Here is a 14,607-nt window from a genome sequence, read left to right on the forward strand (position 1 = left end):
CCGCGTGCGGATCGACGGCGGCGCGCTGACCACCGGGCAGCTCGCGCTGATCGGCGAGATCTCCCAGACCTACGCGCGGGACACCGCCGACATCACCGACCGGCAGAACGTCCAGTACCACTGGATCCGCGTCGAGGACATGCCCGCCATCTGGGCCAAGCTCGAAGGCGCCGGGCTGACCACGATGACCGCCTGCGGCGACAGCCCGCGCGTCATCCTCGGCTCGCCGCTGGCGGGCATCGCCGACGACGAGATCATCGATGCCACCCCGGCCATCGACGAGATCAAGCGCCGTTACCTCGGCAAGCCCGAATACGCCAATCTGCCGCGCAAGTTCAAGACCGCGATTTCGGGGCTGCCGGACGTGGCGCACGAAATCCACGACGTGGCCTTCGTCGGGGTGCACCACCCCGAGCACGGTCCCGGCTTCGACCTGTGGGTCGGCGGCGGGCTCTCCACCAACCCGATGCTCGCGCAGCGGCTGGGCGCGTGGGTGCCGCTCGCCGAAGTGCCCGAGGTGTGGGAGGGCGTGATCAGCGTCTTCCGCGACTACGGCTACCGCCGCCTGCGTTCCCGGGCGCGGCTGAAGTTCCTCGTCAAGGACTGGGGGGCGCGGAAGTTCCGTGAAGTCCTCGAAACCGAATACCTCGGGCGAAGGCTGCTCGACGGTCCCGCACCCCAGGCGCCCGGGCGCCAGCGGGACCACGTCGGCGTGCACCGCCAGAAGGACGGCACGTTCTCGGTGGGCGCGGCACCGATCGCCGGCCGCCTGTCCGGCTCCACGCTGATCGCGGTGGCCAAGGCCGCCGAACGCGCCGGTTCCGCCCGCGTGCGCCTGACGCCGCTGCAGAAGCTCGTGGTGCTCGACGTGCCGGAGACGGAGGTGCCGGGACTGCAGGCCGAACTCGCCGAACTCGGCCTGCCGAGTGAGCCGAGCCCCTGGCGGCGCGGCGTGATGGCCTGCACCGGCATCGAGTTCTGCAAGCTCGCGATCGTGGAGACCAAGGCGCGGGCGCGCGAGCTGGTCACCGAACTGGAGCGGCGCCTGGCCGACATCGAGTCCGAACTGGACACCGGGGACAGCCCGGTCACCGTGCACCTCAACGGCTGCCCGAACTCCTGCGCCCGCATCCAGACCGCCGACATCGGGCTCAAGGGCCAGATCGTCACCGACGACGAGGGCAACCAGGTCGAGGGTTTCCAGGTGCACCTGGGCGGCGGCCTCGGCCTCGACGCCGGGTTCGGCCGGAAACTGCGCGGGCACAAGGTGACCGGCGGCGAACTGGTCGGCTACGTCGAGCGGGTGGTGCGCCACTACCACGCGGGCCGGGAACCGGGCGAGCGGTTCGCGCAGTGGGCGGCGCGGGCCCCGGAGGACGAGCTGCGATGAGTGAGCGCGCCACACCGTTGAACTGCCCCTACTGCGGTGAAGAGGATCTGCGGCCGGACGAAGCCGAGGGCTGGCTGTGCGTCGCGTGCCGCCGGGTGTTTTCCGTGAAGTTCATCGGAATACGGCAACCAGAGGGAGTGCGATGACCACGGCCACCAGGGAAGCGGAACTGCGGGCGCTGGCGGAGGAGGCGGGCCGGGCACTGGCGGACGCGGACGCGCTCACCGCGCTGAAGTGGACCGCCGACACCTTCGGCGACGACTTCATCGTGGCCTCTAACATGCAGGACGCCGTGCTCATCGACCTGGCCACCCAGGTGAAGTCCGATGTGGACGTTCTGTTCCTCGAGACCGGATACCACTTCGCGGAGACGATCGGGACCCGGGACGCGGTCGCCACCGTCTACCCGGACATCCGGATCGTCAACGCCGTGCCCGAGCAGACCGTGGCGCAGCAGGACGCCGAGTACGGCCCGAAACTGCACGAGCGCGACCCGAACCTGTGCTGCCGGTTGCGCAAGGTGGTCCCGCTGCGCAGGACCCTGTCCCGCTATTCGGCGTGGGTCACCGGGGTGCGCCGGGCCGACGCACCGACCCGCGCGAACACCCCGATCGTCACCTGGGACGAGCGCAACGGCCTGGTGAAGATCAACCCGATCGCCCCGTGGACCGACGAGGAGTTCCGCGACTACCTCGAATCCCACGGCGTCCTGGAGAACACGCTCGTCTCCGAGGGCTACCTGTCGATCGGCTGCGCGCCGTGCACGGCCAAGGTCGCCCCCGGCGCCGACCCCCGCAGCGGGCGGTGGGCGGGCAAGGCCAAGACCGAATGCGGCCTGCACGGCTGAACGAGGGCGAGAAGGGTTCAGAAAGGCAGCCATGACTTCCGTTTCCGCAGCCGGAACCGGCGCCGAGTCCGGCACGGTGTTCGGCTCCGACCACCTCACCGCGCTGGAATCCGAGGCCATCCACATCTTCCGCGAGGTGGCGGGCGAGTTCGACCGCCCGGTGATCCTGTTCTCCGGCGGCAAGGACTCCACCCTCCTGCTGCACCTGGCGATCAAGGCGTTCTGGCCGGCGCCGGTGCCGTTCCCGCTGCTGCACGTGGACACCGGCCACAACTTCGACGAGGTCATCGCGTTCCGCGACGAGGTGGTGGCCCGGCACGGCCTGCGCCTGGTCGTGGCGCGCGTGCAGGACTGGATCGACGACGGGCGGCTCACCGAACGCGCCGACGGCACCCGCAATCCGCTGCAGACCCAGCCGCTGCTGGACACCATCGCCGAGCACCGGTTCGACGCGGTGTTCGGCGGAGGCCGCCGCGACGAGGAGCGCGCCCGCGCCAAGGAGCGCATCTTCAGCCTCCGCAACGCCTTCGGGCAGTGGGATCCCCGGCGGCAGCGTCCCGAGTTGTGGAACCTCTACAACGGACGGCACCGTCCGGGAGAACATGTGCGGGTGTTCCCGCTGTCCAACTGGACCGAAGCCGACGTGTGGCACTACATCGCCCGCGAGGGGATCGAGCTGCCCTCGATCTACTACGCGCACCGTCGCCCGGTCTACCGGCGGGACGGGATGTGGCTCACCTCCGGCCCGTGGGGCGGGCCTCGCGAAGGCGAGGACGTCCGGGAACTGAGCGTGCGCTACCGCACCGTGGGCGACGGTTCCTGCACCGGCGCGGTGGAATCCACCGCGGCCACGGTGGAGGAGGTCATCGCCGAGGTGCTGGCGAGCCGGCTCACCGAGCGCGGCGCGACCCGGGCCGACGACCGCCTGTCCGAAGCCGCCATGGAGGACCGCAAGCGGGAGGGCTACTTCTGATGAGTTCATTACTTCGCCTGGCCACCGCGGGCAGTGTGGACGACGGGAAGTCCACTTTGGTCGGCCGGTTGCTCTACGACACCAAGTCGGTGCTGGCCGACCAGCTCGACGCGGTCACCCGCGCCAGCGTGGACCGCGGTCTGTCCACACCGGACCTCTCCCTGCTGGTCGACGGGCTGCGCTCCGAGCGCGAGCAGGGCATCACCATCGACGTCGCCTACCGCTACTTCGCCACGCCCAGGCGGACCTTCGTGCTGGCCGACACCCCGGGGCACGTGCAGTACACCCGCAACACGGTCACCGGTGCCTCCACCGCGCAACTGGCGGTGCTGCTGGTCGACGCGCGCAAGGGCGTGGTCGAGCAGACCCGCCGCCACGCCGCGGTGCTCGCCCTGCTGGGCGTGCCCCGGCTCGTGCTCGCGGTGAACAAGATCGACCTCGTCGACTACGACGAGGAGACCTTCACCGTGATCACCAAGGAGTTCAGCGCGCACGCCACGGCGCTGGGGTACCCGGAGGGCGCGGTGCTCGCCATCCCGGTGTCCGCGCTGGCGGGGGACAACGTGGTGGAGCGTTCGGCCGGCACCCCCTGGTACACCGGCCCGACCCTGTTGCACCACCTCGAAACGGTGCCGCCCGCGCCCGACCCGCACGACGTGCCGTTCCGGTTCCCGGTGCAGTACGTGATCCGCCCGCGCACGCCCGAGCACCCGGACTACCGCGGCTACGCGGGCCAGGTGGCGGCGGGCACCGTGCGGCCGGGCGACGAGGTCGTGGTGCTGCCCGCCGGGTTGCGCACCACGGTGGCGCGGATCGACACCGCCGACGGCGAACTCGCGTCCGCGGAGGCGGGCCGCTCGGTCACTCTCGTGCTCGCCGACGAGCTGGACATCTCCCGTGGTGACGTGATCGCCGCCGCGGACCGGGCGCCGGTACCGTCGGACGAGCTGGACGCGACGCTGGCCTGGCTGTCCGACAAGCCGCTGCGTCCCGGCGCGCGCGTGCTGGTCAAGCACGGCGCGCGCACCGTGCCCGCCTTCGTCGAGGAACTCACCGCCCGCTTCGACGAGCAGCGTCTGTCCAGTATGGACGCTCCGGAAACGCTGGAGCTCAACGACATCGGCCAGGTCCGCGTGCGCACCGCGGAACCGCTGCCGGTGGACGACTACGCGGTCAACCGCCGCACCGGGGCGTTCCTGCTGATCGACCCCGCCGACGGCACCACCCTCGCGGCCGGCCTCGCCGGTGCCCCGCTGCCGATCCTGCGCGGCGACCGCGACGAAGTCTCCCCCGGTCCGTAGTCCCTTCCCCCCAACGGAAAGGTCCCCCATGAGAGTCCAGCGACGCGGCATCGGCCTGCTCGCCATGGCACTGACCGTCCTGGCCGTGCTCAGCGGCTGCACCCGCGCCGGTGGCTCCGACAGTGCCGCGCCCGCGGCCGACCAGGGCGCGGCCGCCGAGGTGCGGCTGGGCTACTTCCCCAACGTCACGCACGCTTCGGCGCTCATCGGGCTGGACAAGGGCTACTTCGCGCAGCGGCTCGGCAGCGGCACCAAACTCGTCCCCACCCGGTTCAACGCCGGTCCGGACGAGGTTTCGGCGCTGCTGGGCGGTTCGCTCGACATCGGGTTCATCGGCTCGGGCCCGGCGATCAACGCCTTCGCCAAGTCCGACGGCCGGACGGTGCGCCTGATCTCGGGGGCGACCTCGGGCGGCGCCCAGCTGGTGGTCAAGCCGGAGATCACCGCCCCGCAGGACCTCCACGGCAAGATCATCGCCGATCCGCAGGCGGGCAACACCCAGGACGTCGCGCTCAAGAAGTGGCTGGCGGAGCAGAAGCTCACCGACGTCAGCGTGCAGAACGAGGACAACGCGGTGACGCTGGACCAGTTCGGCAAGGGCGCGATCGCCGGGGCGTGGCTGCCCGAGCCGTGGTCCTCCCGGCTGGTCGCCGACGCTGGGGCGAAGGTGCTGGTGGACGAGAAGAGCCTGTGGCCCCAGGGGCGGTTCCCGACCACGGTCGTCGTGGTGCGCACGCAGTTCCTCGCGCAGCATCCGCAGACGGTGCAGGCGGTCCTGCGCGGCCTGCTGGACGCCGGCTCCCTGGCCGCCACCGACCCGGCCGAGGCCAAGGCCGCGGTCAACCGTCAGCTGAAGGCGCTCACCGGTTCGAGCCTTTCGCCCGCCGTGCTGGACCGGGCGTTCTCCTCGATCGAGCTGACCACCGATCCGCTGGCCTCGCGCTTCCCGCAGCTGGCCCAGGACCAGGTGACCGCGGGCGTGGCCAAGACGGCGCCGAAGCTGACCGGTTTCTTCGATCTCACCGCGTTGAACACCGTGCTCGCGCAGGCCGGGAAACCGGCGGCCGACGCCGCGGGCCTGGACGCCCAGTGATCGCCGGCGATCGCGACGACCGAGGAAGGCAGGCGAGTCGGATGACGGCCACGGTGGAGGATTCCGTGCGACCGGCCACGGGGCACGCCGTGCGGCTGGCCGGGGTGCACAAGAGCTTCGGCCAGGGCCGCCGCACCCTCGCCGCACTCGCCGGGGTCGACCTCGACGTGGCCCCGGGCGAGTTCGTCTGCCTCCTCGGCGCCTCCGGCTGCGGCAAGACCACGCTGCTCAACCTGATCGCCGGACTGGACCGCCCCTCCGCGGGCACGATCGAGCTGAACAGCTCCCGGCCCGCGGTGATGTTCCAGGAAGCGGCGCTGATGCCGTGGCTGACCGCCGCGGCCAATGTGGAACTGCCGCTGCGGCTGGCCGGAGTGCCCCGCGCGGCCCGCAAGAGCCGCACCGGGGAACTGCTCGAACTGGTCCGCCTCGACGGGGCGGGCAGGAAACGGCCGCACGAGCTGTCGGGCGGCATGCGCCAGCGCGTCGCGCTGGCCCGCGCGCTCGCCTCGGCGCTGCACACCTCGGACGAGGCGGCCTCGCGGCCCTCGCTGCTGCTCATGGACGAGCCGTTTTCCGCGCTCGACGCGATCACGCGCGACGTGCTGCAGGGCGAGCTGCTGCGGGTCTGGCGCACCACCGGCACCGCCGTCGTGTTCGTGACCCACGATGTTCGCGAGGCCGTGCGGCTGGGGCAGCGCGTGGTGCTGCTGTCGTCGCGACCGGGACGCGTGGTGCAGCAGTGGCCGGTCGGCGGGCTTTCCGCGCCCGAAGAACGGGCGCTGACCGAGACGATCAACCAGCGTCTGCGTGAGGTGATCTCCAGTCATGCCGCGGCTTGACGATCTCGACGCGGCGGTCGGCGCGGGCCTCGACGCCCTCGACACTCCCCCCGAGGACGCCGAAGGGCCGGGCCGCGCGGCACGGTTGCTGCGGGCCGTTCTCCCGCCGGTGGCGTTCCTCGTGCTCGTCATCGCGGTGTGGCAGGCGCTGTGGGCGGCGGCGTTCTGGCCCGAATACCAGCTCCCCGCGCCGCTGGCGGTGGGCGGGGAACTGTGGACGCGGGTGGCCGACGGCGAGGCGCTCGGCTTCGTCTGGACCTCGGTGCACCGCGCCGTGTTCGGCTTCCTGATCGCGATCGTGCTCGCCACCCCGCTCGGGCTGCTGGTGGCCAAGGTGCGGCTGGTGCGCTCGGCGCTCGGGCCGTTCCTGTCCGGCCTGCAGAGCCTGCCTTCGGTGGCCTGGGTACCGGCCGCGGTGCTGTGGTTCGGGGTCTCCCCCACCGCGATGTACGCGGTGCTGCTGCTGGGCAGCGTGCCGTCGATCGCCAACGGGCTGGTGGCCGGGATCGACCAGATCCCGCCGATCCTGCCGCGCGTGGGCAAGGTACTCGGCGCGGGCAGGCTCAAGGCGTCGTGGCACATCCTGCTGCCCGCCGCGCTGCCCGGCTATCTCGCCGGGCTCAAGCAGGGCTGGGCGTTCTCGTGGCGTTCGCTGATGGCGGCCGAGATCATCGCGACCTCCCCGTTGCTGGGCAAGGGGCTGGGCGCCTACCTCGACGACGGCAGGACGCTGTCGGACATGCCGACGGTGATCTCGGCGATCGTGCTCATCCTGCTGGTCGGGGTGGGCATCGAACTGCTGGTGTTCCGCCCGCTGGAGCGGTCGGTGCTGCGGGCCCGCGGACTGAGCGGATCGGCGTGATGGCCCCGCCACTGGTCGTCGTCGCGCACGGCAGCCGCGATCCCCGGTCGGCGGCGGCGGTCCGCGCGCTGACCCGGTCGTTCCCCGCGGACGGCCCGGAGACCCACGTGTCCTTTTTGGACCTCTCCGCGCCGTTGCTGCCGGACGTGCTGTGCGGCCTGCACGCCCGGGGGCACCGGCACATCGTGGTGGTGCCGCTGCTGCTCGGCAGCGCCTACCACGCCCGGGTCGACGTGCCCGCGCTCGTGGCGAACGTGCGGGGGCCGCAGGTCACCGTGTCCGGCGTGCTGGGCCCCGACCCGGTGCTGGCCGAGGTCGCGCTCGAGAAGCTGATCGCGGCCGGTGCCGATCCCGGCGACCCCGGCCAGGGCGTGGTGCTCGCCGCGGCGGGGTCTTCGCACGCCCCGGCGAACGCGGTGGTGGCCCTGCTGGCGCGACAGTGGACAGCGCGGTACCGGATGCGCGTCGTCCCCGCGTTCGCGAGCGCGGCGCGGCCGGACGTCCCCGCCGCCATCGCCCGGCTGCGGGCCCAGGGCGCCCGGCGACTGGCCGTCGCGTCGTGGTTTCTGGCCCCCGGCCGCCTCCCGGACCGGATCGCGGCACTGGCCCGCGAGGCTGATCCCACCGTCCGGCTCGCCGGGCCCCTCGCCCCCGACCCGCGCGTCGCCTCCGTCGTCCTGGCCCGATACCGCGAGTCCCTCGCCCCTGTTCGCCTCGCACTGGCGACGTGACGCGGGCCTCGTCACGGTGGGCGGATCACGCCCCCGCTCTGTGGCAAGGTGACAGCCATGCCTGACGAACTGGTGCACTACTCAGTGGCGAGTGGTACCGCGACGATCACCCTCGACTCACCGCACAACCGCAACGCGCTGTCCTCACAGCTGCGGCGCGAGTTGCGCGAGAGCCTGACGAAGGCCCAGGACGACGACGCCGTCCGGGTGATCGTGCTCACCCACACCGGTCCGGTGTTCTGCTCAGGAATGGACCTCAAGGAGGCCAGGGGCGCCGAGGCCGGCAACCAGGGTGTCAACGAGTTCCCCGGGATCCTCGAGCAGCTGTGGAACAGCCCGAAGCCGGTCGTCACCCGCCTGGCCGGGCCCGCCAGGGCGGGCGGCGTCGGCATGGTGGCCGCCTCCGACATCGTGGTGGCCGCGCGCGAGGCCACCTTCGCCTTCTCCGAGGTCCGGATCGGCGTGGTCCCGGCGGTCATCTCGCTGGTCGTCCTGCCCCGGATCGCGCCGAGGGCGGCGCAGGAACTGTTCCTCACCGGCGAGGTGTTCGACGCCGAGCGCGCCGCCCGGATCGGGCTCATCACGGCCGTGACCGATGGGGAGCGGCTGGACGACGAGGTGGCCCGCTACGTGCGCGCACTGGTTCTGGGTGGCCCGAAGGCGCTGGCCGCGACGAAGGAACTGCTCGCCGCCCCGAAACCGGCCTCGCCGTCGGCCGGGTTCGCGGCGATGAACGAGCTGTCCGCACGGTTCTTCGCGAGCGAAGAGGGCCAGGAAGGCATCACCGCCTTCGCCCAGAAGCGCCGCCCCGCCTGGGTCCCCGCCGACTGACCCTGTCTGTCCGGCCGCTGCCGTGAAGGGTCCCTTCACAGTCGATTTGACGGTGAAGGGACCCTTCACGGCCCGACCAGCCCCAGGGTGGCGGGGGGTCAGGCGTCGATGAGGGTGACGGTGAGGCGGCGGCTGTCCGCCCGGTCCCCGCCCGGCGCCAGTGCCCGCTCGGCGTCGGAGAGGACGCTGCGGATCGCCAGGTACGCCCTGGGGTCGGCCTGCTTGAGGTCCTCGGAACCGGCCCAGATGAGCACGTGCTCGCCACTGGGGAGCCACGACAGGTCGGTGAGGCAGTCGTAGAGGGCGTCCAGGTTGCGGCCGAACCAGTCGGGGAACGACAGGGCCGCGGCGATGGCCTCCATCGTGGACATCTTGTCCACCGGATGCCCGGCCAGCAGGTGCGAGTAGGCGCCACGCGCACGGGCCTGCTCGGTGACGGTCTTGACGGTGAGCTGCTCCATGGCCTTTTACCTGCTGGGATCGACGACGACGAACGTGGAGTAATGATCACCGGTGTAGTAGAGCTCCTGCGACTTACCGGTGATCAGCCGTCGCGGGCCCCGGTCCTGGCTGCCGGGGGTGGGCACCGTGTACTCATGGTAATAACCCGACTGCTTTTCGGGCAGCCGCTTCTCCCGGTTTTCGAACACCACCCCGTCGTTGCGGGGATACGGGAACGGACCGCCCTTTTCGATCAGCTTCCAGGTCTGGGTGGCTTCGGGCGGAAGGGTGGACAGGGCGCGCCCGGGAAGCGAGGCCGTACTGGGGCCGGGCCCCGTACCGCCGCTGCCGCCGACCTCTCTGACCAGCCAGCCGCCGAGGACGAGCACGATGAGCCCGATCAGGGCGACCGTGATGCGCGTTCTGCTGGTGGAGGTCTTCATCGGCGGCACCCGCGTGCGAAACGCACACCTGTCCCGTTCATCTTCGACACCAGGACACCTTAAGACCGGGGCGGGGAGTCCCGGTCGGGGGCCGAGCCGAACCAGGCACCGATCCGGTCGACGATCCGGTCGATCAGCCACGCCGCGCCGAGACACAGCGGTCCGAGCACGGCCACGACCAGGATGAACTGGAGGGGGAACCACAACTGCGCGAGCCACAGCTCGGCGTTGTCCCACCAGTTGGCCAGCCCGTTGAACACAGCTCACAGCGTACGCGCCGCTTGATCGCGGTACGTTGCTGGCATGTTCGCCGTGTACGCCCGAGAACCGAAGCCGGACAACCCGCTGGACGCGCTCGTCGTGGGGGAGCGCCCCGAGCCGGAGGTGCCGGATGGCTGGGTGAAAGTCGCTGTCAAGGCCGCCAGCCTCAACATGCACGACATCTGGACCCTGCGCGGGGTGGGGATCAGGGGAGAGCAGTTCCCGATGATCCTCGGCTGCGACGGGGCCGGAGTGCTCGAGGACGGCACCGAGGTCGTCCTGCACTCGGTGGTCAACGCCCCCGGCTGGCAGGGTGACGACACCCTCGACCCCAAGCGCACCCTGCTCACCGAGAAGCACCAGGGCACCTTCGCCGACTACGTGGTGGTCCCGGCCCGCAACGCCATCCCGAAGCCGGCGGGCCTGTCCTTCTCCGAGGCGGCCGTGATGGGTACCGCGTGGCTGACCGCCTACCGCATGCTCTTCGTCAAGTCGGGGCTGCGGCCCGGGCAGACGATGCTGGTGCAGGGCGCCTCCGGCGGGGTGTCGACCGCGCTGATCCAGCTGGGCCGCGCGGCCGGTTTCCGGGTGTGGGTGACCGGACGCAGCGAGGAGAAGCGGGCACTGGCCGAGTCGCTGGGCGCGCACCAGGCCTTCGAATCGGGCGCGCGGCTGCCGGACCGGGTGGACGCGGTGTTCGAGACGGTCGGGAAGGCGACCTGGGGCCATTCGCTCAAGTCGCTCAAGCCGGGCGGCATCGTGGTGGTGTCCGGTTCGACCAGCGGTCCCGACCCGAGCGCCGACCTGCAGCGCGTGTTCTTCCTGCAACTGCGGGTGGCCGGTTCGACCATGGGCACCCGGGACGAACTGGAAAGCCTGCTCCACTACGTGGACCTGGCGGGGATCCGGCCCCAGATCGGGGCGGAGCTGCCGCTCGCGGACGCGGAGAAGGGGTTCCGGGACATGCTCGCGGGCGAGACGGCCGGAAAGATCGTGTTCACGAAGTGAACCGGCGGAAATAGGCCCCGGCCTGCGGCACCGTCCTGTCGACGGGCTCCCGATGCGGCTTCGTGACCCGGAAACCCTTGAGGAAAAATGAGATTTCCTCGCTAATCTGGATACATGACCGCAATGAGGCGGGAACAAGGCCGGCCCCCGGACGCTCGTCCGGCCGGCCCGGAGCGGATCCGGGCCGGCTACCGCAGCTATGCCGGCGTCCGGACCCGCGTACTGGAAACCGTCTCGGCCCGGCAGAACAGCGGGCCGAGACTGGTGCTGCTGCACGGTTACTGCGACAGCGCGGACACGTGGCGTCCCGTGCTGGCCGAACTCGCCGAAGCGGGGCTCCCCGCGGTCGCGGTCGACCTGCCCGGATTCGGTGACGCCGAGCCCCTGCGGTCCGGCGCGATGCTGCCGCAACTCGACCTGTTCGTCGACGCGGTCCTCAAGGAGCAGACGGCCCAGGGCGACGTGGTGCTCGCGGGGAACTCCCTCGGCGGCACCATGAGCCTCCGCGCGGCCTACACCGCCCGGCGGCCCGTCGCCGGCGTGGTGTCCGTCGCCGCGCCCGGGTTCGTCGACCGCTGGCTCGTGCGCGCGGTGGGCAGCCTGCCTCTGCGGATGTGGTCGTCGCTGCCCCTGCCCGTCCCCGGGTTCCTGGTGCGCTCGATCGCCGAGTACGTGGTGCCGAGGCTGCTCTACGCCGATCACGGGGTCGCCGAACAGGAGCACGTCCGGCGCTTCACCGAGCTCTTCCCCGACTACCGGACCGTGACCGGCAGGCTGGACCAGGCGCGGCAGCTCGTCGAGGAGCTCGCCGAGGCCTACGGCGGGATCGACGGCATCGAGGTACCCCTGCTGGTGGTCGCCTGCGGCAAGGACCGGCTGGTCAGCGCCGATTCCGGTCGCCGCCTGCATTCCCTGGTGCCGCACAGCCGCCTGCTGGTGCGGGAGGACTGGGGGCACTGCCCGCAGCTCGACGACCCCTCGGCCCTGGCCGAGCTGCTCGGTTACTTCGCCGCGGGCGCGCTCCGCAGGCGCGGGGAGGAACGGGTGGCGGAGGAGCTGGAGGCGGCCGCGGGCTGAGCGCGGGTCCGCCAGGAGCAAGCACGAAGCCTCCGTTCGCAGCTGCCGCCCCGGGAGGGTTTGGGATACCGTGCCCGAATCGCCGTTCGCGGACTGATTGGGGACGTTCATGGCCGCCGCCGGGATCTTCCGCCGCAAACCCATCGATCAGATCGAGTCGGCGGAGACCGGGGGCCTGCACCGCACCCTCGGCCTGTGGCAGCTGACCGCCATCGGCATCGGCGGCATCATCGGCGCCGGGATCTTCTCCCTGGCCGGGGCCGTCGCGCACGAGACCGCGGGCCCGGCGGTGCTCATCTCCTTCCTCATCGCCGGTGTCGCGAGCGCGGCGGCGGCCTTCTCCTACGCCGAGTTCGCCGGGCTCATCCCGCGAGCCGGTTCGGCCTACACCTACGGCTACGCGGTGCTGGGCGAGCTCGTCGGCTGGTTCATCGGCTGGGACCTGCTGCTGGAGTACACCGCGATCGTCGCGGTGGTCGCCATCGGCATCTCCGGCTACTTCAACGACCTGCTGGGCTTCCTGCACGTGAAACTGCCGTTGTGGATGTCCGGGGCGCCCGGCACCGAACCGCACGGCGTCGCCCCCGGTTCCTACAAGGTGAACCTGTTCGCCGTGCTGCTGTGCCTGCTGATCGCCTTCGTGCTCAACCAGGGGATGCGCTCGGCGGCGCGGTTCGAAACCCTGCTGGTGTACCTCAAGATCGCCCTGGTGCTGCTGGTGATCGTGGTCGGGGCGTTCCACATCAAGACCGGCAACTGGTCGGACTTCTTCCCGTTCGGCATCGGCGGCGCCTTCACCGGGGCCGCCACCGTGTTCTTCGCCGTGTTCGGCTACGACGCCATGTCCACCGCGGCGGAGGAGTCCCGCGACTCCCAGAAGCACATGCCCAAGGCGATCCTGTACTCGCTCGGCATCTCCATGGTCCTGTACGTGCTGGCCTGCCTGGTGCTCACCGGCATGGTCCCCTACCCCGAGATCAGCAGCGAAAGCGCGTTTTCCAGCGCGTTCGCCTCGGTCGGCCTTCCCGCGCTCGGCGCGGTCATCGCGGTGGGCGCGATCCTGGGCATCCTGACCGTGCTGTTCACCTTCCTGCTCGGCGCCACCCGCGTGGGCTACTCGATGAGCCGCGACGGCCTGCTGCCGCCGTGGTTCTCCGCCACCCACCCTCAGCGGAGGGTGCCCACCCGGATGACGTGGGTGCTCGGCGTCGCCGCCGCGGTCATCGCCGGCCTGCTGCCGATCGGAGCCGCGGCGGAGCTGACCAACATCGGCATCCTGCTCGCGTTCGTGGTGGTGTGCGTCGCGGTGATCGTGCTGCGGCGCCGCAGGCCCGACCTGCCCCGGACCTTCCGCTGCCCCGGGGTGCCGGTGGTACCCGCGATCGGTGTGGTGTTCTCCCTGTGGCTGATCACCTTCCTGCGGCCGGAGACCTGGCTGCGCTTCGCGGTCTGGTTCGTGCTCGGCCTGGCGATCTACTTCGGGTACTCGCGCCGCCACTCGCGGCTGGCGTGATCAGTCCGAGGCGACCCGGCGCAGCGCCGCCAGTGCCTGTTCGCGCAGCCTGCCGAAGATCTCCGCCGCGGGTCCCTCGGTCACCAGGGGGTAGGTCTGCCCCGCCCACAGGCTCAGCCCCTCCTCGTCCCCGGCCCGGGCGGCGGCGGCCCGCACCGGCCGGGTGAGGTGGTGCACCTGCGGGTAGGCCGCGGGAGCGTGTGCGGAGTTCTCGGTGAGGAACCCGTTCACGATGCCGCGGGCGGGCCGTCCGCTGAACGCGCGGGTGAAGGCCGTGCCGCGGCCGCCTTCGGCCAGCGCCCGCCGGTGCACCGGCTGCGTTCCGGCCTCGTCGGCGCGCAGGAACGCCGTGCCCGCCTGGGCCGCCACCGCGCCCGCCGTGAGCACCGCGGCCACATCCGCACCGTGCACCAGGCCACCGGCCGCGATCAGCGGCAGTCCGGTCCGGACCGAAACCAGCCGCAGGGCGGCCAGCAGCCCGTAGGCCGCGCCCCCGGCCGGATCGGCCGGGTCGTCGGTGAACAGCCCGCGGTGCGCCCCCGCCTCGTAGCCCTGTACGCACAGGGCGTCCGCGCCGGCCTCCGCGGCACGCGCCGCCTCGTCCGGGTTCGTGACGGTGACGACCACCCGGCTGCCCGCCTCGTGCAGGCGCGCGACGTCCTCCGGCGAAGGCAGGCCGAAGGTGAAGGACACCAGCGGGACGCGCCGGGCCACCACGACATCCAGCTTGGCCGGATAGCCGTCGTCGTCCCAGCGCGGTTCGCCCGGTTCGGCCCCGTACCGCCGCGCCACCTTCGAAATCCGCGCGACGTACCCGGAAAGGTCCACTGTGGACCTTTCGCCGGGCACGAACAGGTTGACCCCGAACAGGCCCCCGGTCAGCTCCCGGGTCTTCGCGATCTGCGCTTCCAGCGCCTCGGCCCCGAGGTAGCCGCCCGCGAGGAAACCCGACCCCCCGGCCTCGACCACCGCGGCCACCAGCTCCGGGGTGGAA

At 71.6% G+C, this 14,607-nt stretch carries 17 protein-coding genes; 13 read left to right on the forward strand and 4 right to left on the reverse strand.

Annotated features, from left to right (window positions below):
- The 10 genes from FNH05_RS16080 to FNH05_RS16125 form a co-directional block, all read left to right on the forward strand.
- The coding region (locus FNH05_RS16080) for a nitrite/sulfite reductase (RefSeq protein WP_144589003.1) at window positions 1-1,390 on the forward strand (1,390 nt) is incomplete at its 5' end.
- A complete protein-coding gene (locus tag FNH05_RS39300) occupies window positions 1,387-1,536 on the forward strand; it encodes an Insertion element protein (protein WP_144589005.1) in 150 nt (49 codons plus the stop codon). The genes FNH05_RS16080 and FNH05_RS39300, both read left to right, overlap by 4 nt.
- Window positions 1,533-2,237: a phosphoadenylyl-sulfate reductase gene (locus FNH05_RS16090; protein ID WP_144589007.1), complete on the forward strand. Its 705-nt coding sequence runs from the start codon at window positions 1,533-1,535 to the stop codon at window positions 2,235-2,237. The genes FNH05_RS39300 and FNH05_RS16090 overlap by 4 nt, the downstream gene beginning before the upstream one ends.
- A gap of 31 nt (window positions 2,238-2,268) precedes the next feature.
- A complete protein-coding gene (gene cysD / locus FNH05_RS16095; protein ID WP_144589009.1) occupies window positions 2,269-3,210 on the forward strand; it encodes a sulfate adenylyltransferase subunit CysD in 942 nt (313 codons plus the stop codon).
- Window positions 3,210-4,511, forward strand: coding sequence for a sulfate adenylyltransferase subunit 1 (locus tag FNH05_RS16100; RefSeq protein WP_144589012.1), 1,302 nt, complete (start codon window positions 3,210-3,212; stop codon window positions 4,509-4,511). Before cysD ends, FNH05_RS16100 begins: the two co-directional genes overlap by 1 nt.
- A 28-nt stretch (window positions 4,512-4,539) precedes the next feature.
- Entirely contained in the window at window positions 4,540-5,604 is a 1,065-nt protein-coding gene (locus FNH05_RS16105; RefSeq protein ID WP_144589014.1) for an ABC transporter substrate-binding protein, read from the forward strand.
- A 41-nt stretch (window positions 5,605-5,645) separates the two neighbouring features.
- The gene (locus FNH05_RS16110; protein WP_144589016.1) at window positions 5,646-6,446 is read left to right on the forward strand and encodes an ABC transporter ATP-binding protein; all 801 of its coding nucleotides are present in this window, start codon (window positions 5,646-5,648) and stop codon (window positions 6,444-6,446) included.
- The gene (locus FNH05_RS16115) at window positions 6,433-7,308 is read left to right on the forward strand and encodes an ABC transporter permease (protein WP_144589017.1); all 876 of its coding nucleotides are present in this window, start codon (window positions 6,433-6,435) and stop codon (window positions 7,306-7,308) included. The genes FNH05_RS16110 and FNH05_RS16115 overlap by 14 nt, the downstream gene beginning before the upstream one ends.
- The gene (locus FNH05_RS16120; protein ID WP_144589019.1) at window positions 7,308-8,039 is read left to right on the forward strand and encodes a sirohydrochlorin chelatase; all 732 of its coding nucleotides are present in this window, start codon (window positions 7,308-7,310) and stop codon (window positions 8,037-8,039) included. Before FNH05_RS16115 ends, FNH05_RS16120 begins: the two co-directional genes overlap by 1 nt.
- Window positions 8,040-8,096: 57 nt before the next feature.
- Entirely contained in the window at window positions 8,097-8,870 is a 774-nt protein-coding gene (locus FNH05_RS16125) for an enoyl-CoA hydratase family protein (protein WP_144589022.1), read from the forward strand.
- Window positions 8,871-8,968: 98 nt separating this feature from the next.
- On the opposite strand, the gene FNH05_RS16130 is transcribed toward FNH05_RS16125, so the two are convergent.
- The 3 genes from FNH05_RS16130 to FNH05_RS16140 are packed head-to-tail and all read right to left on the reverse strand — an operon-like array spanning window position 8,969 to window position 10,014.
- Window positions 8,969-9,331, reverse strand: coding sequence for a barstar family protein (locus FNH05_RS16130; RefSeq protein WP_144589023.1), 363 nt, complete (start codon window positions 9,329-9,331; stop codon window positions 8,969-8,971).
- Window positions 9,332-9,337: 6 nt separating this feature from the next.
- A complete protein-coding gene (locus tag FNH05_RS16135; RefSeq protein WP_144589026.1) occupies window positions 9,338-9,754 on the reverse strand; it encodes a guanyl-specific ribonuclease in 417 nt (138 codons plus the stop codon).
- A 59-nt stretch (window positions 9,755-9,813) separates the two neighbouring features.
- On the reverse strand, window positions 9,814-10,014 hold the full coding sequence (locus FNH05_RS16140) for a hypothetical protein (RefSeq protein ID WP_144589028.1): 201 nt from the start codon (window positions 10,012-10,014) through the stop codon (window positions 9,814-9,816).
- Window positions 10,015-10,057: 43 nt separating this feature from the next.
- On the opposite strand from FNH05_RS16140, the gene FNH05_RS16145 reads away from it, so the two are divergent.
- From FNH05_RS16145 to FNH05_RS16155, 3 genes are all read left to right on the forward strand, one after another.
- The gene (locus FNH05_RS16145; RefSeq protein ID WP_144589030.1) at window positions 10,058-11,023 is read left to right on the forward strand and encodes a zinc-binding dehydrogenase; all 966 of its coding nucleotides are present in this window, start codon (window positions 10,058-10,060) and stop codon (window positions 11,021-11,023) included.
- Window positions 11,024-11,137: 114 nt separating this feature from the next.
- Entirely contained in the window at window positions 11,138-12,100 is a 963-nt protein-coding gene (locus tag FNH05_RS16150; protein WP_144589032.1) for an alpha/beta hydrolase, read from the forward strand.
- 109 nt (window positions 12,101-12,209) lie between these two features.
- A complete protein-coding gene (locus FNH05_RS16155) occupies window positions 12,210-13,613 on the forward strand; it encodes an amino acid permease (protein WP_144589034.1) in 1,404 nt (467 codons plus the stop codon).
- Here FNH05_RS16155 and FNH05_RS16160 read toward each other — a convergent pair.
- A partial coding sequence (locus tag FNH05_RS16160; protein ID WP_144589036.1) for an NAD(P)H-dependent flavin oxidoreductase occupies window positions 13,614-14,607 on the reverse strand: 994 nt, incomplete at its 5' end.

Origin of the sequence: Amycolatopsis rhizosphaerae (genome assembly GCF_007713715.1) — a bacterium.
Classification (GTDB): Bacteria; Actinomycetota; Actinomycetes; order Mycobacteriales; family Pseudonocardiaceae; genus Amycolatopsis_E; species Amycolatopsis_E rhizosphaerae.

Bases quoted from the DNA above. Each gene is read 5' to 3' on its own strand.
- FNH05_RS16105 (WP_144589014.1), top strand. From the start codon at position 4,540: ATGAGAGTCCAGCGACGCGGCATCGGCCTGCTCGCCATGGCACTGACC.
- FNH05_RS16155 (WP_144589034.1), top strand. From the start codon at position 12,210: ATGGCCGCCGCCGGGATCTTCCGCCGCAAACCCATCGATCAGATCGAG.
- FNH05_RS16130 (WP_144589023.1), bottom strand. From the start codon at position 9,331: ATGGAGCAGCTCACCGTCAAGACCGTCACCGAGCAGGCCCGTGCGCGT.
- FNH05_RS16120 (WP_144589019.1), top strand. From the start codon at position 7,308: ATGGCCCCGCCACTGGTCGTCGTCGCGCACGGCAGCCGCGATCCCCGG.
- FNH05_RS16115 (WP_144589017.1), top strand. From the start codon at position 6,433: ATGCCGCGGCTTGACGATCTCGACGCGGCGGTCGGCGCGGGCCTCGAC.
- FNH05_RS16135 (WP_144589026.1), bottom strand. From the start codon at position 9,754: ATGAAGACCTCCACCAGCAGAACGCGCATCACGGTCGCCCTGATCGGG.
- FNH05_RS16150 (WP_144589032.1), top strand. From the start codon at position 11,138: ATGACCGCAATGAGGCGGGAACAAGGCCGGCCCCCGGACGCTCGTCCG.
- FNH05_RS39300 (WP_144589005.1), top strand. From the start codon at position 1,387: ATGAGTGAGCGCGCCACACCGTTGAACTGCCCCTACTGCGGTGAAGAG.
- FNH05_RS16125 (WP_144589022.1), top strand. From the start codon at position 8,097: ATGCCTGACGAACTGGTGCACTACTCAGTGGCGAGTGGTACCGCGACG.
- FNH05_RS16090 (WP_144589007.1), top strand. From the start codon at position 1,533: ATGACCACGGCCACCAGGGAAGCGGAACTGCGGGCGCTGGCGGAGGAG.
- FNH05_RS16100 (WP_144589012.1), top strand. From the start codon at position 3,210: ATGAGTTCATTACTTCGCCTGGCCACCGCGGGCAGTGTGGACGACGGG.
- cysD (WP_144589009.1), top strand. From the start codon at position 2,269: ATGACTTCCGTTTCCGCAGCCGGAACCGGCGCCGAGTCCGGCACGGTG.
- FNH05_RS16110 (WP_144589016.1), top strand. From the start codon at position 5,646: ATGACGGCCACGGTGGAGGATTCCGTGCGACCGGCCACGGGGCACGCC.
- FNH05_RS16145 (WP_144589030.1), top strand. From the start codon at position 10,058: ATGTTCGCCGTGTACGCCCGAGAACCGAAGCCGGACAACCCGCTGGAC.